This window comes from Brevibacillus sp. FIR094, assembly GCF_050477165.1.
Classification (GTDB): domain Bacteria; phylum Bacillota; class Bacilli; order Brevibacillales; family Brevibacillaceae; genus Brevibacillus.
Genome location: NZ_JBEAES010000055.1, coordinates 1 through 21,507 on the forward strand (window position 1 = coordinate 1; position 21,507 = coordinate 21,507).

20 protein-coding genes are annotated in these 21,507 nt (G+C 47.6%); 13 read left to right on the forward strand and 7 right to left on the reverse strand.

Annotated features, from left to right (window positions below; translation table 11 throughout):
- Positions 1-104 precede the first annotated feature (104 nt).
- Both ACQ5DJ_RS28325 and ACQ5DJ_RS28330 read right to left on the reverse strand, forming a co-directional pair.
- The gene (locus ACQ5DJ_RS28325; RefSeq protein ID WP_429845362.1) at positions 105-800 is read right to left on the reverse strand and encodes a response regulator transcription factor; all 696 of its coding nucleotides are present in this window, start codon (positions 798-800) and stop codon (positions 105-107) included.
- 15 nt (positions 801-815) lie between these two features.
- Positions 816-2,279, reverse strand: a complete 1,464-nt coding sequence (locus ACQ5DJ_RS28330; protein ID WP_429845363.1) for an ATP-binding protein — start codon at positions 2,277-2,279, stop codon at positions 816-818.
- Positions 2,280-2,449: 170 nt separating this feature from the next.
- Here ACQ5DJ_RS28330 and ACQ5DJ_RS28335 point away from each other — a divergent pair, with 170 nt between their 5' ends.
- The 3 genes from ACQ5DJ_RS28335 to ACQ5DJ_RS28345 all read left to right on the forward strand — a co-directional run bounded on the left by ACQ5DJ_RS28335 (position 2,450) and on the right by ACQ5DJ_RS28345 (position 5,695).
- Positions 2,450-3,247 (forward strand): carbon-nitrogen hydrolase family protein, encoded by a 798-nt coding sequence (locus tag ACQ5DJ_RS28335; protein WP_106652410.1) that lies wholly within the window; start codon positions 2,450-2,452, stop codon positions 3,245-3,247.
- A gap of 107 nt (positions 3,248-3,354) precedes the next feature.
- Positions 3,355-3,603 (forward strand): hypothetical protein, encoded by a 249-nt coding sequence (locus tag ACQ5DJ_RS28340; RefSeq protein WP_069846996.1) that lies wholly within the window; start codon positions 3,355-3,357, stop codon positions 3,601-3,603.
- Between the two features lie 703 nt (positions 3,604-4,306).
- Entirely contained in the window at positions 4,307-5,695 is a 1,389-nt protein-coding gene (locus ACQ5DJ_RS28345; protein WP_429845364.1) for an L-cystine transporter, read from the forward strand.
- Between the two features lie 66 nt (positions 5,696-5,761).
- Here the strand turns inward: ACQ5DJ_RS28345 and ACQ5DJ_RS28350 are convergent, their stop codons facing one another.
- Positions 5,762-6,349 carry a TetR/AcrR family transcriptional regulator gene (locus tag ACQ5DJ_RS28350; RefSeq protein ID WP_429845365.1) on the reverse strand — a complete coding sequence of 196 codons (588 nt, stop codon included), beginning with the start codon at positions 6,347-6,349 and terminating at the stop codon, positions 5,762-5,764.
- A 144-nt stretch (positions 6,350-6,493) separates the two neighbouring features.
- Here ACQ5DJ_RS28350 and ACQ5DJ_RS28355 point away from each other — a divergent pair, with 144 nt between their 5' ends.
- On the forward strand, positions 6,494-7,606 hold the full coding sequence (locus ACQ5DJ_RS28355) for an alpha/beta fold hydrolase (RefSeq protein ID WP_429845366.1): 1,113 nt from the start codon (positions 6,494-6,496) through the stop codon (positions 7,604-7,606).
- A gap of 81 nt (positions 7,607-7,687) precedes the next feature.
- Here ACQ5DJ_RS28355 and ACQ5DJ_RS28360 read toward each other — a convergent pair whose 3' ends face one another.
- Positions 7,688-9,319: a peptide ABC transporter substrate-binding protein gene (locus ACQ5DJ_RS28360; RefSeq protein WP_429845367.1), complete on the reverse strand. Its 1,632-nt coding sequence runs from the start codon at positions 9,317-9,319 to the stop codon at positions 7,688-7,690.
- Positions 9,320-9,542: 223 nt separating this feature from the next.
- On the opposite strand from ACQ5DJ_RS28360, the gene ACQ5DJ_RS28365 reads away from it, so the two are divergent.
- From ACQ5DJ_RS28365 to ACQ5DJ_RS28390, 6 genes are all read left to right on the forward strand, one after another.
- On the forward strand, positions 9,543-10,106 hold the full coding sequence (locus tag ACQ5DJ_RS28365; RefSeq protein WP_429845368.1) for a hypothetical protein: 564 nt from the start codon (positions 9,543-9,545) through the stop codon (positions 10,104-10,106).
- 187 nt (positions 10,107-10,293) lie between these two features.
- The gene (locus ACQ5DJ_RS28370; protein WP_429845369.1) at positions 10,294-10,749 is read left to right on the forward strand and encodes a MarR family winged helix-turn-helix transcriptional regulator; all 456 of its coding nucleotides are present in this window, start codon (positions 10,294-10,296) and stop codon (positions 10,747-10,749) included.
- A gap of 33 nt (positions 10,750-10,782) precedes the next feature.
- Positions 10,783-11,598, forward strand: a complete 816-nt coding sequence (locus ACQ5DJ_RS28375; protein WP_429845370.1) for an SDR family oxidoreductase — start codon at positions 10,783-10,785, stop codon at positions 11,596-11,598.
- Positions 11,599-11,693: 95 nt separating this feature from the next.
- On the forward strand, positions 11,694-12,998 hold the full coding sequence (locus ACQ5DJ_RS28380) for a hypothetical protein (protein ID WP_429845371.1): 1,305 nt from the start codon (positions 11,694-11,696) through the stop codon (positions 12,996-12,998).
- Between the two features lie 654 nt (positions 12,999-13,652).
- Positions 13,653-14,912, forward strand: a complete 1,260-nt coding sequence (locus tag ACQ5DJ_RS28385; RefSeq protein ID WP_429845372.1) for an amidohydrolase — start codon at positions 13,653-13,655, stop codon at positions 14,910-14,912.
- A 61-nt stretch (positions 14,913-14,973) separates the two neighbouring features.
- Positions 14,974-16,377 (forward strand): M20 family metallopeptidase, encoded by a 1,404-nt coding sequence (locus ACQ5DJ_RS28390; protein WP_429845373.1) that lies wholly within the window; start codon positions 14,974-14,976, stop codon positions 16,375-16,377.
- Positions 16,378-16,460: 83 nt separating this feature from the next.
- On the opposite strand, the gene ACQ5DJ_RS28395 is transcribed toward ACQ5DJ_RS28390, so the two are convergent.
- The 3 genes from ACQ5DJ_RS28395 to ACQ5DJ_RS28405 all read right to left on the reverse strand — a co-directional run bounded on the left by ACQ5DJ_RS28395 (position 16,461) and on the right by ACQ5DJ_RS28405 (position 18,642).
- A complete protein-coding gene (locus ACQ5DJ_RS28395; protein WP_429845374.1) occupies positions 16,461-17,144 on the reverse strand; it encodes a class I SAM-dependent methyltransferase in 684 nt (227 codons plus the stop codon).
- A 129-nt stretch (positions 17,145-17,273) separates the two neighbouring features.
- Entirely contained in the window at positions 17,274-17,999 is a 726-nt protein-coding gene (locus tag ACQ5DJ_RS28400) for a hypothetical protein (RefSeq protein ID WP_429845375.1), read from the reverse strand.
- A gap of 13 nt (positions 18,000-18,012) precedes the next feature.
- Positions 18,013-18,642 (reverse strand): YczE/YyaS/YitT family protein, encoded by a 630-nt coding sequence (locus tag ACQ5DJ_RS28405; protein WP_429845376.1) that lies wholly within the window; start codon positions 18,640-18,642, stop codon positions 18,013-18,015.
- Between the two features lie 118 nt (positions 18,643-18,760).
- Here ACQ5DJ_RS28405 and ACQ5DJ_RS28410 point away from each other — a divergent pair, with 118 nt between their 5' ends.
- The 3 genes from ACQ5DJ_RS28410 (at position 18,761) to ACQ5DJ_RS28420 (ending at position 21,308) form a co-directional block, all read left to right on the forward strand.
- Entirely contained in the window at positions 18,761-19,744 is a 984-nt protein-coding gene (locus ACQ5DJ_RS28410; protein ID WP_429845377.1) for a LacI family DNA-binding transcriptional regulator, read from the forward strand.
- Positions 19,745-19,827: 83 nt separating this feature from the next.
- Positions 19,828-20,697, forward strand: a complete 870-nt coding sequence (locus tag ACQ5DJ_RS28415) for an AraC family transcriptional regulator (RefSeq protein WP_429845378.1) — start codon at positions 19,828-19,830, stop codon at positions 20,695-20,697.
- A 116-nt stretch (positions 20,698-20,813) separates the two neighbouring features.
- Entirely contained in the window at positions 20,814-21,308 is a 495-nt protein-coding gene (locus ACQ5DJ_RS28420) for a GNAT family N-acetyltransferase (protein ID WP_035984911.1), read from the forward strand.
- Positions 21,309-21,507: the final 199 nt, after the last annotated feature.

The window sequence follows — 21,507 nt, forward strand, 5'->3', positions numbered from 1 at the left end:
CGCATTCTCTTGAAGGTGTTTTGATTTGTCTTACGTTATGGGGTCAGTCCCACAAGTGCGTCCGCGAAATTGCTGAAGGTTTTTGATGGTGGAAAAGCTTATGCTTAGACAGTAAATCGGTAACCGGCACCCCAGACCGTCTCGATATACTGCGGATTGGACGGATCGACTTCGATCTTTTCACGCAGCTTGCGAATGTGCACAGTAACGGTCGCGATATCTCCACTGGAATCCATGCCCCAGATTCGTTCGAACAGCTCATTTTTGTTAAAAACCCGATTTGGGTGTGTCGCTAAAAATTCAAGCAGATTGAATTCTCTTGTCGTGAAAATGACTTCTTGATTGCGTACGTAGACTCTTCGGGATACTTTGTCGATGACGAGACCGCGAATGTGAATCTCTGCGTTCGATGGTTGAGGTTGTCGGGCTGTCAAACGCTCGTATCTTGTCAGATGGGCTTTGGCTCTGGCTACTAATTCGCTTGGGCTAAAGGGCTTTGTAATATAGTCATCGGCACCAAGATTAAAGGCGCGGATTTTATCGATCTCTTCTTTTTTTGCGGAGACGATCAGGATCGGCACTTCCTTGACTTGTCTGATCTGGCTGCACAATTCGAAGCCGTCCATGCCCGGAAGCTGCAAATCAACGATGATCAAACTGTAGTTGCCATTGATGGCAAGCGGCAAGCCCTCGCTGCCAGAGTGGCATAAATCAACCTGAAAGCCGTTCAGTTCAAAATAATCCCGCTCCAGCTGAGCGATTGTCGTCTCATCTTCAATGATGAGGATGCGTGAAGACATGGGAATGTGCACCTCCTATTGTTTGTAGGTACGTTTTAACGTAAAGAACAGGCTTGTACCTACTCCTTGCTTGCTCTCCACCCAGATGGTGCCACCGTGACCCTCGACGATCTGGCGTGCGATGGAGAGTCCGAGACCGCTACCGCCCGTGGAAGAATTACGGGATTGCTCCACCCGATAAAAGCGTTCGAACAGGTGAGGAATGGCTTCTTGCGGGATACCGATGCCGTTGTCTTTTATTTCAATGGTGGCCCAATGAGCATCCGTTTGAACCGAGACGTAGATGATTTTCTCAGGTTTATCCATATATTTTTGCGAGTTGCCAATGATGTTTAAGACAGTGCGCTTGATTTTTTCCAGGTCGGCGATGACCAGGGTGCCCTCGGCTGTACGCTTATTCCACTGAATCGTGATGCCCTTCTTTTCCAGATCGTAGTGTAGCTCGTCGATACAATCATCCAAAAACTGCACGATATCTACATGTTCAAACGTAAAGGGCACTTGTTTCAGATCGAGCTTGGAGTAGAGAAACAGCTCATCGACGAGCATGTCGAGGTCCACTGCTTTGGAGTAAATGATGTTCACGTACTTGTCCATTTTCTCCGGGGTATCAGCTACGCCATCGCGGATTCCCTCGATATAGCCTTTGATATTGGTAATCGGTGTACGCAAATCATGCGAGATGTTGGAAATCAATTCTTTGCGGCTTTCTTCGTCCGCAAGGCGCAGCCGCACTGATTCCTGCAATCGTCTACGCATGTTTTCGAATGTTTCGTTCAGTTGTCCAATCTCGTCCTTCGTGTGCAGATGGAGCTCAAAGTCCAGATTGCCTTCCTTGATGTTCTCAGCCGAATTGCGCAGTAAATCGAGCGGCTTGACGACGCTGCGGGTGATCCAGCGGTACAATAAGACGTTTGCGATGACAATGACGCCGAGGAGGAGGAACACGAGAATCGGCAGCAGTTTGCGGATAACCTCACCAAAAGGACTGCGCTCGCGGATAACAAAGACACTGCCTTTTGCGCCATCCGAAAACTTGAAGTCATACTTCGCATATGCATAAAATCTTTCGCCGATGTTAAACGTGTTGCGAATCTGGTTGTTGTTCAAGTCATAGGGCGGCAAGCTACTTTCCAGCTCGGGCTGATTGATGGTTGGGGAGGCAAAGACTTGATTACTCTCCCTGCGGACATACAGGCCAGCACGTACCGTTTTGAGCTTGAAATCGTAATCGGCAAGCAGCTCCTGGTTTTGCAACTGATCCGGCTCATTCTTGGCGAGATATTTCAATTCAAGGAAAATATTCTCTTCTTGTTCAGTCAGCGGATTGAGTTGATAATGCACTTTATAAAAGTCGCGAAAGCTGTTAATATCGCCAGTCGCCGCAATCGTAAATAGGCTGGCGGCTACGAAAAATGTCAGCAAGCTGATTACTAGCATCCCTGTGTAAGAGAGTAGCAACTTGATACGGATGGACATGGACTCACCTACTTTCGATAGGGTGAAAATTTATACGCAAGATGACAAGTCCATTATATACAAGACGTCCAACTGGTAAAGCATAATTACTTGGAACTCGGTCAAAATCAGTTATACTAGCAAGTAAGAAAATGAGAGCTTTGTATGAATGGAAAGGACGGGGGATACTCATGAAAGTAGCAATTGCCCAACTTACAGCGACGATGGATAAGACGCAAAATTTGCAAAAAGCAGCCGATTACATCGCAAAAGCGAAGGCAGCAGGGGCAGATTTTGTAATCTTGCCTGAAATGTACAGTGCACCTGCCACGCCAAAGTCGGGGGTAACGCCAGCAGAGGTAGCTGAAAAGCTGGATGGTCCATTTGTTTCCGGCTTGGCAGAGCTTGCTCGGGAGCATGGAGTTTATGTGGTTTGCGGTGTGTTTGAATCGATCGAGGGTGATGAAAATCGCGCCTACAATACGACTGTTTTTCTAGGCCGTGAAGGACAGCTGCTGCATGCGTACCGCAAGACACATTTATACGATGCCTTTTCCTACACAGAATCGGACTTCATCGCGCCTGGGGATAATCCGTATCAAGTGGTGGAAACAGAATTCGGCAAAATCGGATTGATGGTTTGCTACGAGGTGCGTTTCCCGGAAATCGCGAGACAGTTTGCTCTCCAGGGTGCCGATATTTTGTTTGTGCCAGCAGGCTGGGTAGCCGGAGCGATGAAAGAGGATCACTGGGAGACGCTGGTTCGTGCGCGTGCCATTGAAAACACGATGTTTGTATGTGCGGCTGATCAGGTCGGAAATATTTTTGCAGGACGAAGCATGTTCGTCGATCCGATGGGTGTCGTGATCGCCAGTGCAGGGGAAGAAGAAACGTTATTGATCACAGAACTGGATGTAAGTCGGATTGAACGAGTACGGGGCAAATTGCCAAGCGTAGCCAACCGCCGCGCGGAACTGTATACCAATTAAATGCCTATGCACACTTTCTCTTTTGTTCAATATGATGGTAACAGATATTCAGTCATTATTTGGCCCTTATGTAAGCGTCACCATCATGAGAGAGGGAGTGTGTACGAATGTTCTGGTTCGTATGGGCTGTCGTCGGTGTGGTCGTTTGGTGGGCAATGAGTAGGATCTGTTCAGGAAAAGCGGCAGGATCAGGCTGGTGGGCTTCGCTCATTGCTGCTCTTTTGGGTAGCTGGCTGGGCGATTTGGTACTGGGTGATTGGCTGTGGATGTGGGCCGGCTTCAATGTCATTGCCGGAGTCATTGGTGCGGTCGTCGTTACTTGGCTGTGGTGTTTGGTGGTGAAGCAGCTGAAATAAGCGAACCGATTTCGATTTACTAACTAACCAGGGATCGTCCAAATGGGCGGTTCCTATTTTTTTTAACGTAACTATCGTGGGGAGAAGAATATTTCCAGTCTAGGCTCCAGGCTCCGTCCTGCTGAGGGTTAAGACTGCCCGCTCCGAAGGGATTAGCGGGGAAACGCAAAAGTGGTAGCCGCTTCGTCGCGCGGGCACGTTGCGTTTCTTTTGCCCGCGAATCCCTTCTCCGCTCGGTTGGACTCCACAAGTCGCTACGTCTGGAAATATTCTTCTCTGTCGTAACTGATCACATTCTTCAATCTTTTAAGGATTTTAAAATACGGTGAATACTGAAAGCTCGCAGAGGAAACAGGAGAAAACAGCGAAGATCTTAGGGACACCGACCGAGACGCAATGCAAAAAGCGAAACACGCCTTTAAGCGTCCACCTCTGAAACACATCCTGAATGGACCACTTTGGACGCGGTTTCGCTTTTTGCATGGAGTTGGGCAGTCAAACCCACAGGGGGTGGCCCTAGAAGCTGAGCGTTTTCTCCTGTTTCCTCCCCCACCACAACAGCCGGACAAAGCTATTCATGTAAGACAGTTTGGAATAATATAAAAACATTTCATACTTGACCGGTAGGGATTGTTGGTAATATAACTATATCTATACCGAATACAATAATGAGAGGTACATAAAACGAAAGGGAGGGGAATATATGTCGACGTTATTGATCATCGTAAACATTGTTTTGTTGCTCTTATTCATTGCTGGTTTGTATGCCATGCAAAAGAAGCATATTTCTTTTTCCAAACGAGTATTTGTTGGTCTCGGACTCGGGATTTTATTTGGACTCATTTTGCAATACGTATACGGAGCCAAATCGGACGTACTCAAATCCACCATCGAATGGTACAACATTGTAGGTAAGGGCTATGTGAAGCTGCTTCAAATGATCGTAATGCCACTGGTATTCATCTCTATTTTATCGGCTTTCACCAAAATGAAATTAACCAATAACATTGGAAAAATCAGTACGCTGATTATCGGACTTTTGGTAGGAACGACTGCTGTCGCGGCAGCGATCGGGATTTCGACTACCTTGGCATTTAATCTCGACGGGGCACAATTCCAGCAGGGGGATGCCGAATCGACTCGGATTGAACAGGTGGAACAGCGCTTGGGTGATATCCAGAACTTGAGTATGCCAGCCAAAATTCTGGAACTTCTTCCTGCGAATCCTTTCCTTGATCTGACTGGAGATCGGGCGACTTCTACGATTGCGGTCGTGATTTTCTCTGCGATTATCGGAGTAGCCTATTTAGGGGTAAAACGCAAAAATCCGGAGCAAGCTGAATTGTTTGCAAAAATCGTGGACGCATTCCATACGATTATTATGCGTGTCGTGACTTTGATCCTGCGCCTGACGCCATATGGTGTACTGGCAATCATGATCAGAGTCGCAGCTACCAGCGATTACAATGCCATCTGGCAGCTTGGCAAGTTCGTTGTCGCTTCGTATGTGGCGATGATCATCATGTTTATCATCCATCTGTTGCTGTTGACGTTTGCAGGATTGAATCCAATCACCTATGTGAAAAAATCATTCCCTGTTCTGACGTTCGCCTTCACTTCGCGTACCAGCGCGGGCGCGTTGCCACTGAATGTAAAAACGCAGCAAAGCATGGGTGTTCCTGAGGGAATTGCCAACTTCGCTGGCTCCTTTGGACTCTCTATCGGACAAAACGGTTGCGCAGGGATCTATCCGGCCATGTTGGCCATCATGGTAGCACCAGTCGCAGGAATTGATCCGCTGACACCATCGTTCATCCTGACGCTGATCGCAGTAGTGGCACTCAGTTCCTTCGGGGTTGCAGGTGTTGGGGGCGGGGCGACCTTTGCAGCACTGCTCGTCTTGTCCACGATGAATTTGCCAATTGCAATTGTCGGTCTGCTCATCTCCGTTGAGCCGTTGATTGACATGGGCCGCACAGCACTAAACGTAAGCGGAAGCATGACTGCTGGCCTTTTGACGAGCAGGGCGACCAAAGAGCTGGATACAAAAGTGTACAACGTCACAGAGCACCAATCGTCTGTGACTGTATAAAAAAGGAACCCGGTTGTACTGCCTCTGTGGCAGATTGCATCCGGGTTTTTCTGTATGCAAAATGTCTCATGAATGTGTTCCGATACTCGGATGACCGTTTTGTACCCCTTCAAAAATGTACTGTTGCAAGGTGCTGGCCAATTGAATCGCGCCCATGTCTTTTTCATTTTGCAGCGTCCAGTTTAAAAGCACCATGGCATTTGCAACGTAGAGCCTGGCAAGATAGTCAACCGAGACAGTTGGTGAAGACAGTGCCTTGTCCAAGTAAGAATAGCAGGCGTTGTATAAGATGAGCTCAACCTCTTTGCTCAAATCAGCGGAGGGAGCATGCACATTTAGCAGCGTGGCAATTTCCGTTTTATTCGCCGCGGTCAGATCGATGATCATTTCAATAACTTTTGCCACGTTACCATGTTGGATGGACACGAAGCGATGCGCCATTTCTTTTTGAAAAAAGTCGGCCTGATACTTGACCATTTTTTCCAGCAGGTCGTACTTATCCGTATAGTGGCTGTAAAAAGTGGACTTGCTGGTGAGTGAGCGGGCACAAATATCCTTGATCGTAATTTGACTGAAATCTTTTTCCTTCAGCAGACTGACGAGCGCGCTTGCAATGCTTTTTTTGGTCTTATAGACGCGAACATCTTCATTCATCTAGTCAATCTCCTTTCAAAAGTCGCTTTTCGAACCATCAGCGTGCATATCGTCCGATTTCGTACGAATGAAGTGTTTTTGCTTATGGTTCGTTCAAGGTAATCCCGATACGATGGGCTTGTAACCGATCAGAGGAGGGATACCATGTTTAAAATGTACGTGGACAACGAACAGTTCAATCTACAAATCAATCGTTTTATCCATGACTACTATGAGGAAGATGAACGGGCCAGCAGCGATTTGAAAACGATCGTTCCAAGATTGACAGATGCAGAAAGCTGGTATGAGGCCTGGAAAGAACATGCTGTCATGCGGGAAGATAAGCAGGATTACGACCTTGCTTCCGCTTATTATCAAGCAGCGGAATTTTATTTGCTGCCATCAGATCCGAACAAAGAGATAATGTACCAGAAATACCGCGAGACGTTTTATAAGGGATTCCATGATTTTGACTATGAATCCTTTCAAATTCCTTATGAAAATTCTTATTTGCCAGCGATCAGATTGCTCACGCCTGGTGCCACCAAAACCTTGCTAGTATTCGGGGGCTATGATTCCTACATGGAAGAGCTCGTGAAGATGATGAGATTTTTGAGGGGGATTGGTTACCATATTATTGTCTTTGATGGTCCTGGACAAGGAACCGCACTAAAAAATGGGCTGAAATTCATTCATAGCTGGGAGAAGCCGATTGCAGCAGTCATTGACTACTTTCAGTTAAAGAGAGTCAGCGTGCTGGGAGGCTCATGGGGCGGATATTTGGCGATGAGAGCGGCCGCTTTTGAAAAACGGATCGATAAAGTGATTGCCTTCAATATTTTCTATTGCGGCCTCGATGCGCTGAAAATACGGATGCCGGATGAACTGTGGAAGAAGCTGACTGCCCTGTTGGCTACGGATGAAGCCGAGCAGGTCAATGCGATGTTTGAAAAAATGATGGAGGCAAGCATTGACGTGAAGTGGAAAATCACAAAAGGCATGGAAAACACAGGGGCGACAACGCCATTTGGCCTCTTGAAAAACTTTGAGAAGCATACGATGGAAGGGATTGGTGCATTGATCAACCAGGATGTATTGCTCCTGGCAGGGGAGGAGGATCAGTACGTTCCCATCAGCCGTCTGCCGCAAATTCAGCGGGAATTGTGCAATGCAGCGTCGATTACAACGAAAGTCTTTACCAGGGAAACGGGCGGCGAGCAGCATTGTCAGGCTGGGGCTCGTCATCTGGCATTTGATGAAATGAAAAAGTTTTTGTAAGAAAATGTGTACCGAAACAGAGCAACAGGCTGTACCGTCTGCGAAGGACTGGTACAGCCTGTTGTTAATGTTGCGTCGTTCTTATTTATTGACGGATGTGTACTTGAAGTACGCCCCGCCGAGCGGGAAGATGATGAAATCTTTCACTTTGTCGTTCTTCACATACGGGCTTCCCCGGAAGTTGATCGGAGCGAGTGGCATTTCGTCCATCAAAATCGTTTCTGCGCCCAGCAAAATTTGCTTGCGCTTGTCGAGGTCAGGCTCGTTGTAGCTCTTGTCGATCAGCTCTTTGAACTTGGCATTTTCCCAATCCGGGTGGTTGTTTCCGCCCGTTTTGTCGCGGAACATTTCCAGGAAGTTGATCGGGTCGTTGAAGTCTGCTCCCCATTGGAAGCGGATCATGTCAAAGTTGGCTTGCGATCTCATGTCGCGGTACACCTTCAGCTCCGCCGTGTATAGCTTCACGTCGACGCCGAGTGCTTTTTTCCACTGATCTTGAAGGGCTTCGGCCAGCTTTTTGTTGGTATCATTCGTATCAAAGGTGTAAGTGACAGTCGGGAAGGTCGAGAGTCCGAGCTCCTTCATGCCTTCTTCCAGTAGTGCTTTGGCTTTCGCCTGGTCTTCTTTAAAGTAGCCGTCTGGTTTCAAACCCATGGAAGTCGGTACCCAACCGTAGGCGGCTGGAACACCCGTCTGCAAAATATTGTCGATGATTTCCTGACGGTTGATGGCATAAGCGAAGGCTTGGCGAATTTTTTTGTTGTTGAACGGTGGTTTGTTTGTATTAAAAACAACGGATTGTGTACCTGGATTATCCGCGACCATCAGCTTGCCCGCATCTTTCAGTGTAGGGATTGCGTCGGTCGGAAGGGTTGACGCAGGATAGCCGCCCCAGTCGATGTCGCCGTTTTCGAACATCGAGAATGCTGTATTGTTGTCCTCGATCATAGCAATTTCAATCCGGTCGAGCTTGACGTTGTTCTTATCCCAGTAGTTCGGATTTTTCGTAAAGACGATTCTGCTTTTGTGCTCCCACTTGTCCATGATGAATGGGCCATTTCCCACGATTGTTTTCGCTTCATTTGCCCATTTTGGGTTTCCTTCCAGCGTTTTTTGATGCAACGGGAAGAGGGTCGGGAAGAAGGTTAGCTCACGGAAAAAGGGAGTCGGTGACTTCAGGTTGAATTCGACGGTGTAGTCGTCCACAGCCTTTACTCCTACATCCTCTGCTTTGCCTTTCCCCGTATTGTACTCTTCTCCTCCTTTAATGTAGTAAAGCTGATAGGCGTACTCGGACGCTGTTTTCGGATCGAGGTTACGCTTGATCGCATAGACGAAATCATGGGCGGTGACAGGGTCTCCGTTGCTCCATTTAGCGTCCTTGCGAATTTTGAAGGTGTAGTTCATGTAATCCGGCGAGTTGGTGAAGCTCTCAGCCGTAGCGTTGACGAGTTGACCATTCAGGTCATAGCTGGTCAAGCCTTCAAAGGCAGCGTAAATCATGTCAAACGAATCGGCGTCGACGGCGATCCCAGGGTCCATCGAAGGCGGTTCGCTGTTGATGCTCCATTTTAACACCATCGGCTCTGTTTTTGTCGCTTCTGTAGGTGTAGTGGAACCAGTGGGTTCAGCAGGTGCGGAAGAGTTCGAGCACCCCGCTAGTACCCCGAAAAGTAAGGTAAGACAGGTTGCAATTGCCAGTCCCTTTTTCATAAATACCCCCTTAAAAATGATAGAAAACGTATATTCAGAATATTTGCTTGCGTTTTCGATAGCAAAGGAATTTTTTTAGTTTCTCGATAAAAAATATTTACTTAGGTCATGGATGGATAGGGATAGTGGCATGAAATTAATTGACTTTTCTTGAAAATTTACTCATTTTTAAAAATATGGTATATTTTGGAAAATGATAATGGTAGGAGAGGTGGGAATCACTATGTTCAAGAAAATGGTTTTTTCAGCATTAAGTGTTGCCGTATTTTCTGCAGTGCTAACGTCTCCGATTCAAGCCGCAAACACACCATCTAGTGTAGGTGGGCAGAAAGAACCTTCATTAGCTTCTGCCAGATGGAGTTCAGATGAAGAATGGATTCGAAAATCTGCTGCTGTTCCAGCAGGGTGGGTCGTCATTCGTGAAGATCTAGGGTCCAAGCTCATTAAAAATACAGCAGGTGCTCCCTATGGTGAGGAATTACGAGTTAGCAAATATTCTCCCGTTCCAGCTGGATGGGTAGTTTTAAGAGATGAAGTAGCCGGTCGGGTGATAAAATATGTAATAGGAGCATCTTATCGTACGGAGTTCAATGTGACTAAGTTCTCCCCCATTCCGACTGGATGGGTTGTATCGCGAGAAAATTATGATAGCAAAACGATCATGAATGTCGTTGGAGCTCCTTATGGAACCGTATTATTAGTAAGCAAATATTCCCCTGTTCCACCAGGATGGGTTTACGAGGGACAAGTGGCTGCTGGCAAGTACATTAAAAACTTGAATCGTTAGTAATCAAACATAAGAAAGAACTGATGGACAAGGTGTCTATAGCCATCAGTTCTTTTTCATTATGTTTCGTTAACATAAAGCAAGTTAATGGTTCTTGCGTAATGAAAACGTTGTGCCCATTGACAAAAAAATACAGATGGATTACATTTCAAGTTGTTAAGTGCTTAACTAAATGAGGGGGAAGAGCATGGCAGATGATCTCGAAACGTATGTAAAACAGCCCCCTTTACGGACAAAAGCATTCTTTTCTTTGGTAGACGCCACCGCAGATTTGGTAGGGCTCTCGGAAAAATATTGGCATGCAAAAGGCATGAACGGTGCAAGAATCCGACTATTGGTAGAGATAGCGAAGCATGGTGACAGTATCCTGCCTTCACGCTTGGCAGCGTGCATTGGAGTGACGAAGGCCAACATTAGTCTTTTGCTTGCGCCATTGGAAAAAGACGGTTTGATACACCGGACTCCCCATCTCGAAGACGGCAGAAAATCCGTAATCTCACTGACAAACGCAGGAAAACAGCTTCTTTTCGAGCACCTTCCCGGGAATCGCCAGGTAATTGCAGAGGGGCTAAGAGGACTGGAGGAGCAGGAGCTGCATCAACTGATTTTTTTACTAGAGAAAATGAGGAAAAGTGTGAGATGAACTTTGAGCCGCAGGGGAAAAGGGGGCAAAAGCATGTCAATCCTCATCACAGGAGCACCGGGCAAACTAGGGAGCTTGATTATCGAACAGCTTTTGAAAAGGGTGGAAAAAGAACGCCTTATTGCCTGTGTGCGCCGACTGGACAAAGCGACAAGGCTAAGAGAGTTGGGAATCGAGGTAAGACAGGCGGATTATGATGACCCTCTGTCTCTGGAGCGCTCTTTTGCGGACGGCACAAAGCTTTTGTTTATTTCCAGCCCACACACTGATGATACTACTCGTGTACGACAGCATAGTCATGTCATAGAAGCGGCGAAAAAAGCAAATGTCACTCACCTGGTGTATACCAGCTTTGCCTTTTTGGAAAAAGCAAATATCTCGCTCACGCATCTCCATATGGCAACAGAACACGCCATTCGCACGACAGGGATACCGTATACGTTTCTGCGGAATGGACTATATAGTGATGTGATTGCGGCATTTGGTATTCAGCAGGCAATCGAAACAGGAGAGCTCCTTACATACCCTGGTAAGTGGAGCTTTCACACAGTGACACGTGAGGATCTTTCATTGGCTGCTGCCACTGTCATCAGCACAGAGGGGCACGAAAATCAGACTTACGAGCTTACGGCTTCCCGAGCTTGGAATTTCGCAGAGCTGGCTGAAGTGTTGACGGCACAGACAGGCAAATCCATCAGGCATCGGGAGGACCCTGTTGCAGAAAGTTGGCTGTATCGCTTCTTGATGCAAATTGATGCGAGCAGCACGACGACGGATTTGGAGAGAATCATCGGCAAGCCCACTGCTTCACTTGAACAAATGGTTATGCAAATCATGGAGCAAGCGTAGTACAGCATGCTTGGCATCCAGTAGACAAAGAGAACGGCACATGATATGAATGAGGAAAAGGTGTCGATCATGACCAGGTAGGAGATAACGCCCTTATGTATAGAATCGGTGTTGTAGGACCAAGGCCTTCGGTGGAGCGGATACTGGCGGTTGCCAATGAATTTGAGCATGAGATCGAATTTGTTCCTTTTCGTTATGAGGACGTTCGTGACGTGAGCAAAATCGTCATGGAGCATCATCCAGAATTAAACGGTTGGTTTTTCTCTGGACCGATTCCGTTTACCATCGCCAAAAACGTGCTCAGCCCGGATGCCAATCTCGTGTATTGTCCACCGAACGGTTCGAATCTGTATCGTTGCTTCATACAGATGTCGATTGATCAAAAGACAGCCGTGAACCGTGTCTCCATTGATATGATTGATTCGGAAGGATTGCATTTGAGCGAGGCAATGTCGGAGCTGGACATACCTGACGAGGAGATTTATGTCAGTATGTACGACGAGAATTTTGACTTGGATGCGATCACGCAGTTTCATGTATCGCTATGGCGTGAAGGCAAGACACAAGGAGCATTCACCACGTTTTCTGTGGTGGAACATGCGCTGCGCGAGGAAGGCATTCCTGTCTATCGTGTCCTGATGACGAAAATGGAGATTCGCCAGGCAATGAAAATCGTCATTGAAAAGGTGAAAAGCTCCTATTTCAAGGACACACAAATTGGGGTAGAGATCATTGAGCTGGAGCAGTTTGACAAGATTCCCGAGCGGGCCAGCACGCGTTTTTACTTGCAGCATCTGGAGCTGAAGATCAGACAAATTCTGCTTGCGCTCTGCGATAGGCTGGATGGCTCTCTGATGGCAAATGGCAACGGACGCTACCAGATTTTCAGCTCGCGTGGTGCGATTCAACGAGAGATTGAAATGCTACGACATACAGTGGAACAGCTCTCTTTGGAGGCAGAGGTTCCGGTTGCAGTAGGTGTGGGCTTTGGGGATACAGCTTTTTCTGCGGAAAACAATGCGCGAAAAGCAATCCAGCACGCAAAAGAACGACCGGGGGCGGGCATTGTCGTCGTACAGGATAATGGCGTCATGATGGAATCGGTGGGAGAAACAGAGGAGCTCGTCTATTCGTTCCGCTCCAGTGATCGCGAGCTGTTGGAAAAGCTGAACCGGGCCAATGTAAGTGTCAAATCGTATCATAAGCTGCGTGCGCTGGTTCAGCGTATGGGTTGGAAGTCGTTTTCAACGACGGATATCGCTTCGCATTTGTCGATGACAGTACGGAATGCACAGCGGATCATGGGTAGCTTGTGCGAAGTAGATTTGGCCGAGTTCAGCGGGGAAGAGCAGCAGGCTGTGCGTGGACGACCGAAAAAGCTTTATAAGCTGAAAATATAAGGGCACCCGACGAGAAGTTTCGGGTGTTTTTTCATGTTATGGGACTTCAGTGGGGAGAAGAATATTTCCAGTCTAGGTTCCAGGCTCCGTCCTGCTGGGGGCTGAAATTGTCCGCTCGGTAGGACTCCACAAGTCGCTACGTCTGGAAATATTCTTCTCTGTCGTAACTGATGGCATTCTTCATTAATTTTAAAGCTTTAAAAAATCGGAAAACACGGATAGCTCGTAGAGGAAATAGGAGAAATAAGCGAAGATCTTAGGGACACTGACCGAGACGGATGCAAAAAGCGAAACACGCCTTTAAGCGTCCACCTCTGAAACACATCCTGAGTGGACCACTTTGGACGCGGTTTCGCTTTTTGCATGGAGTCGGGCAGTCAATCCTACAGGGGGTGGCCCTAGAAGCTGAGCGTTTTCTCCTGTTTCCTCCCCACCACAACAGCTAGACAAAGTTTGTTATTTTTCAAGAAGTCTAACAACTTCTATTGAAAAAACAGAGAGGCAACTATATAATTCAAATAAGCGAAAATGTCTTTTAATATTCGGATATTGTAAGGGTTTACATTTGCCAGTCTTCTCATATTTCTAGAGCTTGCCTATCGGACCTGGGCATGGAAAAAGACATGCTCCAGAGTTAACAGGAGGAATTGAACGATGTTGGATCTGGTTTCGTTGCGAAGAGATTTTCATAGACATCCAGAGGTGGGTTTTACGGAGTTCCGTACCGCTTCCAAGGTAGTAGAGATTTTGACGTCCCTCGGCTATGAGGTCATATACGGACAAGAAGCAATCGATGGAGATTCCCGTCGGGGCTTGCCTTCTGAGGCGGTCCTCGATGCAGCATATGAAAGAGCTTTGCGTGATGGTGCAAACCCGACGATTGTTGAAAAAATGCGCGGTGGATATACAGCAGTGATCGGTGTGAAGAAAGGGAAGGCACCTGGACCAACGGTTGCTTTCCGTTTTGACATGGACGCACTACCTGTTTTGGAAAGTACAGAGCAAGACCATTTTCCACAAGCGAATGGCTTCCGCTCCCATTATGAAGGCAACATGCATGCCTGTGCTCACGATGGTCATACCACGATTGGCTTGGGATTGGCAGAAGCGCTTGCAGCAGGAGATTTTTCCGGTACGCTCAAACTGATCTTCCAACCAGCCGAAGAAGGTGTTCGCGGTGCATACGCGATCGTGGAAAAAGGCCATTTGGACGATGTTGACTATATTTTCTGCAACCATTTGGGTGTCAATGTGCCGCTAGGTGAGGTGCACGGAGGTTCCTATGGATTTTTAGCTACCACGAAAATGATGGCGCATTTCTACGGTGTTTCTTCTCATGCTGGTGCGTCGCCAGAGCAAGGGAAAAATGCATTGCTCGGAGCGGCTACCGCCCTATTGAACATTCATGCAATTCCTCGTTTCAGCACTGGTGATACGAGAATCAATGTGGGTGTGCTAGAAGGAGGAACAGCAGCGAATATCATTCCGGCCTATGCCAAGATGGTTGTGGAGACTCGCTCCATCACCGAAGAAGTTAATGCAGAAGTAGAAAACCGCGTACGCAACATCATCGCGCACAGTGCCGCTATGCATGAGCTCGACCACAAAATCGAAGTCGTCGGGGGAGCAATCCCGATCAACTACGATGTGGAGATGGCAGAGCTAGCACTGGAAGAAGCCAAGCAGGTAGAAGGCTTCCATTCCTTTAAGCATGGCGATCACAACTCAATGGGCAGTGAAGATGCCAGCTTTATGATTAAACGCGTTCAGGATCGTGGAGGAAAAGGAACGTACATGGCAATCGGGACGGATATCCCGGCGCCTCACCACCATCCGAAATTCGATATACAAGAAGAGATTTTGCCACGCAGCGTAGCGCTTTTGAACCGAGTTGCAAGACGATTGCTGACGTAAAAAACGTTCCTAACTGAGCGAAAAAGCACGTGGACAACGAGGGCAGAGAGGATGTTTGCGAATGCATACCAAGCGAATTGCAGAAATGATTGAGAAAAAACGCGATGCCTTCATCAAGGTGAGCGACCAGATTTGGGGTTTCGCGGAGACGCGTTTTGAAGAGTACCAATCTGCTGAACTGCTGGCTCAAACACTCGAAGGAGAAGGCTTCAAGGTTGAGCGTGGAGTGGGCGGGATCAAAACGGCCTTCATCGGAAGTTTTGGCAGCGGAAATCCTGTCGTGGCGATTCTGGGAGAGTTCGATGCTCTGTCGGGCATGAGCCAGAAAAAAGGCCAAACCACAGAAGAGCCTCTCGTAGCAGGAGCAAACGGGCATGGCTGCGGACACAACTTGCTCGGTACCGCTTCTCTTGCGGCAGCCGTTGCAGTGAAAGCGTACATGGAAGAGAACAACATGACAGGGACTGTTCGTTACTACGGCTGCCCAGGGGAAGAAGGCGGTTCCGGGAAAGCGTTCATGGCGCGAGCAGGACTGTTTGACGACGTAGACTTCGCACTTTGCTGGCACCCAATGGGCTATAACAGCATCATGTCCATTGATTCACTTGCGAACTATCAAATTTACTTCAAGTTCAAAGGGAAGAGTGCCCATGCGGCAGCAAGTCCACATCTCGGTCGAAGCGCACTGGATGCAGTGGAATTGATGAACGTCGGCGTGAACTACTTGCGTGAGCACATTATCCCGGAAGCACGTGTGCACTATGCCATCACGAACTCCGGTGGCTTGTCGCCAAATGTGGTTCAAGCAAAAGCAGAGGTGCTCTATCTCGTACGTGCGCCAAAGGTTGATCAAGTACAGGAGATTTACGAGCGCGTATGCAAAATTGCGCAAGGCGCTGCGCTCATGACCGAAACCGAGGTAGAGATCGTATTCGACAAAGCGTGCTCGAATCTCGTACAAAACAAGCTGCTCGAAGAGGTCATGTACAAAAACTTCCAAGAGCTGGGCGTCCCTGTGCATGATGAAGCAGAACTGCAATTGGCAAAAGAAATGCGTGCGACGCTGTCCAAGCAGGAACTCGCTACTTCGGAAAAACAGTCACCGTACTTGCCTGCTCCAGACATGGTGACATGGCTCAATCCATTCGACGGATCAAAAATCCCGCTAAACGGCTCCACGGATGTCGGGGATGTGAGCTGGATTACGCCAACCGCGCAATGCACGACTGCGTGCTATATGAACGGCTCCACGCTGCACTCCTGGCAATGGGTGTCCCTCGGGGCGACAACCATGGCACATAAAGGGATGCTACATGCGGGAAAGGTCATGGCTTCTACAGCCATTGACATGCTAAATCATCCGGAGCTGATCGAACAGGCAAAAGCCGAGCTGAAACAGCGCCTGGGCGGTCAAACGTATGTGTGCCCGATTCCAGAGGGTGTCATGCCTTCTGTGAAAAAATAAGAGAACCTCGGAAATAAATGTACTGTCAGCAAAGTAAGCAACAGTAAGGCCAGTCGGGTAAATCCGATTGGCCTTTTTTGTATTCATACAGTCAGCCACCATACCCCCGCACATTCCGGCAATGTCACTAGCTTTTCCCGAGCGACTCTGTCCCCAAGTTCATCTCCAAAGAAAAACCGTGAAAGCTGTTCTGCTTCCTCAATGTCTTTAAACTGATAGTCTAAGCGAATCCATTTGTGAGAGAAGCCGTATTTGTTTTCTAACAAAGAATAGTACTGCGTAAGAAATTCGGGTGGATGAGGTGTTTCATATCCGGTCCCCATCGTCTCCATGATGACGATCGTGCCACCAGGCCGAAGCACGCGTTTCATCTCCTGCATGATCTTTTCAAGATGGAGCTCGTTGTTGGGAACTTCAGAACTGGTGAGGTAACAAACCGTCCACCCTGCTACGATGACATCCGCACTGTTATCGTCTGCGGGAAGTTCTCGATGATCCGCTACGTTGGTTTCATTGGAAAGACCGGCTTGCGTCAGCTGCTGTGCACTCACTTCTAGCATGGCAGCGGAAGCATCGAGAGCGAGAATGGACTTGGCATGAGGGGCGAGTACAGACGTAAGTCTTCCTGAGCCAGCACCCAGATCGATCACGTCCTGTCCTTTGATGGGAGTGATTTCTTCGATGACAGCGAGCAGACTAGGTTGTCTGGAAATCATCAGATCGTACTGTTCCGCTTGATTTTTATAAATTTGTTCGTGGTTTGGCATTGTTCAGCCTCCAGTTCCTTGATCGTACTGGAAAATATCGTAAAGCTTCACGCCACGTGAAGGTCAAGAGATAGAAAAAAGGATTCCGCCTCGCAGTCTAATGAGCTACAGGGGAATCCTTCTTTTTCTTTAGGAACGGACAGAAATGAAATCCTTCGCCAGCGCTACCATCTGATCATGAAGGGTAGGGTCCAGTTGAGTGCTTCCGGTGTGGTACGCGAGATGATACAAGATCCCTTGATCATAGAACTCCATCTCATGGGCGTTTGTGACGATCAGATTGACTTCCTGATTTTTATCATCGTACTTGTAAAAGTTATACACATAAGAGCTGTTTGTCGTGATGATATGATGATAGAAAGTGATATCGTCGGTCAGTGGTTCAACGCGCATGACGTTCCCAAACGAATCCAATCCAGAAGCAGATGGCTTCATATGGGCCAAGGGGTTTTCATCCGTCTCTGTCATACGTACGATGAAGAAGTTTTCCGTAATAGGATCTTCGTTATCCTGCGCGTATGTCAGCTGTAGCTGGTGTCGCGTTTCTTTTTCGGAGCCTGAGGAGAATGAGACGAGATAGGCCATCTCTTTTTCGACAGGAAAAGGCAGCTTCGTTTTATCCACGAGCTTGATTCGGCTTTGGAGAGACGAAGGCAATAGCGGTGTCATTTCCTGAATACGCATCGGCCGGTAATGCGTTACGTTTTCAGGATCTTGGGTCAGTCTGTGAATTTCGCTCTGGGCAAAAACATCTCCGCTGGCTTTTACGAGACCAGTGGAAGAGGAGCAACCGACAAGCAATAGAAACAGGCTCACTACAAGGGAACACACTACTTTTGGTCGAAAATTTCTCAAGGCTTTCCTCCTATTATGCCTCCGCCCCCTTCGTTTGATTGACGAGACGGAGCATCTTATTCCCGACGTTAATCGCTGCTTGAATAATGTAGCCAGTCGTAAATGACAGCACGACTGTTCCGTAATAAATCGGGCCATCTAGCAGGAAACTTGCGCTAAGAAACATGCACGCCAGCAAAATTTCTGCCCGTCTGAATGTCCACTTTAATCTTTTCGACATTACCAGTACAAATGCCTCTTGGGGAGCCGTGCACACTTGCGTACACACATACAGCCCGATACCGCTGCCGATGCAAATGTTTCCGAGTGCCATGGTCAGAAGCGGCGGCAATGAACGGATAGCAGCCATAAGCGGATCGATGGAACCGATCAAATCGACAAAGAGGGAGATTAGCACCATGACCAAAATGGCACCGAAAGTAATGTAACTGCGATCCATGAAAAGGACGATGATGACAAACGTCAGGTTAATGGCAAACATCCAGAAGCCAATCGATACCCCGAAGTTTTGGTACAGGGCAATAAACAGAGAATCATACGGGCTAAGACCAAAGGACGTAATCGTCGTCATCATGTTGATCCCGAGCGCCAAAATCAATAAGCCTACGATAAACAAGAGATATTCAAATTTTAAGCGAATCACAAAACACGACTCCTTTCATTCTACATAAGGAGAGCATAATATGTGGAACGCTTTTCAGAGCAAGCGGAATGTGTTTTGATGTATGTAATAACTGATCCGACTTAGAGGAGTAATCTGAGTGGCTAACATTAGAGAAATCGCGAAATTGGCGGGTGTATCCGTATCAACCGTTTCCCGTGTGCTTAACAACCATCCGTACGTGAACGAGAAAAAACGCGCGGAGATTCTCAAGATTATTGAAGAACAAAATTATGTTCAAAACAGTAATGCGGTCCACCTCTCTACCGGAAAAACGATGGTCATCGGTGTGACATTGCCTCTCGTCAACAACCAATACTACAGCTCCATTATCGAAGGGATTGCGGCAGAAGCAGTCCAGCATCATTACAAGCTGATGGTATGCCAAACGAATAACAACCCCGAGCAAGAACGCAGCGTTCTACACTTGCTCAAAAATAAAAAAATCGACGGGCTAATCATGTGTTCCAGGTCCAGTTCTTGCGAAACGCTCAATGAATATGCAGGTTACGGACCTATCATCACGTGTGAAGCAAATGATACCACCTCTGTTTCGAGTGTTCATATCGACCACTATCAAACGTTTCTGATCGGGATGGAGTATTTGATGAAGAAGGGGCATCGCCGGATCGGGTATTGCATCGGCAGAAAAAACAGCTTTAACAGTCAGCATCGCAAACGTGCCTATTACGAAAAGCTGCGTTCGATTGACGTGACACCCTCTCCTGAGTGGTCGTTTGAAGAGTGTTTAACGATCCAAGACGGCAAGGATGTCGTAGGGAAATTGCTGCAAACAGAAGAGCGACCGACAGCAATGATCGTATCGTGCAATCATATAGCGGCAGGGATCATCAAAGAAGCGAGTAGGTTGGGGATTAGCGTACCGGAAGACTTAGCCGTAGTCGGTTGCGATGATCAGCCAATCGGAGAGCTGCTAGAGATCACCACTGTATCCAGCTCCAGTACGTTGATGGGAAAATACGCATTTGAGATGCTGCATGAGCGGATTTGGACACAGCAGCTGGTTGGGAAAAAGGAAGAAAAGGAACTGTCACCCGTATTGGTAGAGCGACTGACGACGTAAAGCTTGAAAGATAGCACAGTTGATCAAAAAAACGCCAGTGATCTCCCGCATACTAAAGAAAAAATAGGTGAAGGAAGTCAAAGATGGACACGTACAAGCGGATTCAGGACGCGATTGATTATGTGGAAGAGCATCTTCAGGAAGAAATGAACATCACAGAAATTGCTTCTCAAGCGCATTTCTCCGCGTTTCATTTTCAGCGGCTGTTTCAGGCAATCTCAGGCTTCAGCGTACAGGAGTACATTCGCAAGCGCAGGCTGTCGGAAGCTGCACTTGCGCTAAAACAGACAAGTGACAATGTGCTCGAAATTGCTGTGGCTTATCAATACCAGTCGCAGGAAGCATTGACACGCGCTTTTGAGAAGCAGTTCGGGATTACACCTGGAAGGTATCGCAAAGATAATCATTCGCTTCCTTATCTAGCCAAAATGGACTTCTTGGCCCTTCGCCAAACGATCAAAGGAGAGATCACGATGAACAAACCAACCATCGCGACATTAGATGACATTTGTATCATTGGGCGCAGGTTCCAGACGAGCTTACAGGATGAACAGCATTTTAAAGACATACCAGGCTTTTATTATGAATTCGGCCGTAATCAAGACTATTTGCGGATTCCGAATAAAGCGGCGGAAGATATGTCGTACGGAATCGCCTGCGAATTTGAAGATGACGGGAGCTTTTCTTTTGTGATCGGGGAGGCTGTGCATCGAGCTCCTGATGAATTGCCTGAGGGCTTTATTTCACTCGTCTTGCCTGGCGGAAAATACGCGGAATTCAAAGTAACGGGTGATGCCGACCTCGTGCAAAACACACGTCGCTACATTTACGGAACATGGTTGCCTCAATCGAATTATGAGAGAGGCGAGGGGCCGGATTTTGAAGTGACAGATGTGAGGGGTTCGAGCTTTCCTGAGGCGATGAAAATATCTATATACATTCCGCTTCTATAGACGTTTGTTCAGCTGATGCAATGAATTTTACAGTACTTTCACACGACATCCATTCCAGCTTTATACCCGTTTGCTACAGTGTAATTGTAAGAGCGAATGTACAGGAGGCGGGTAGGGTGGAAGTGCAGATTGAGCGCGTCGTAAGAGATGATTTTGCGGAAATGATTACGTTGGCGGATATGACATTACCCGATCGAATGAACTTGCATGAGCTGAAAAAATATATGGAGCTGTTTCCTGAGCTGATATTCAAGGCGACCTATAACGGCCAGCTCATCGGTTTTAGCTGCGCCGGAATTGATATGTACCAGACGACTGGATGGCTTCTGTTCAGCAATGTGAGCAAGGAGTTTCAAGGCCAAGGCATCGGAAAACGGCTAATCGAAGCCAGACTGCAAGCCCTGCGCCAATTCCCGACACTTCGCACCGTGCAAGTTACGGTGAGTGAAACGAACGCATCTTCTATTCGCGCCTTGTCTGCCTATGGCTTCCGTCTGGCTCATGCTGAGCAGGATTACTACGGGCCGGGTAAGCATCGGAATTTGATGGAGCTGCCTATTTTGCCTATGATTCAACCAGAAAAAATAGAGTCGTCCATCGTGACTACTTAGGTAAAAGTACTAAAGCGGAGGAGCTAAAGCCTGCCGCTTTTTTTATATGCAAGTATCGATGCTGTAGTGGAGGGAAGAAGTGCATTTCCAGTCTACGCTTCGGCCTACGCCCAAGCAAGGGGGATTGACTGGTCGCTTCGGAATAAATGGCGGGAGCGCTTCAAACCAGAAAACGCGAATGCGTTTTTGTATGTAATAA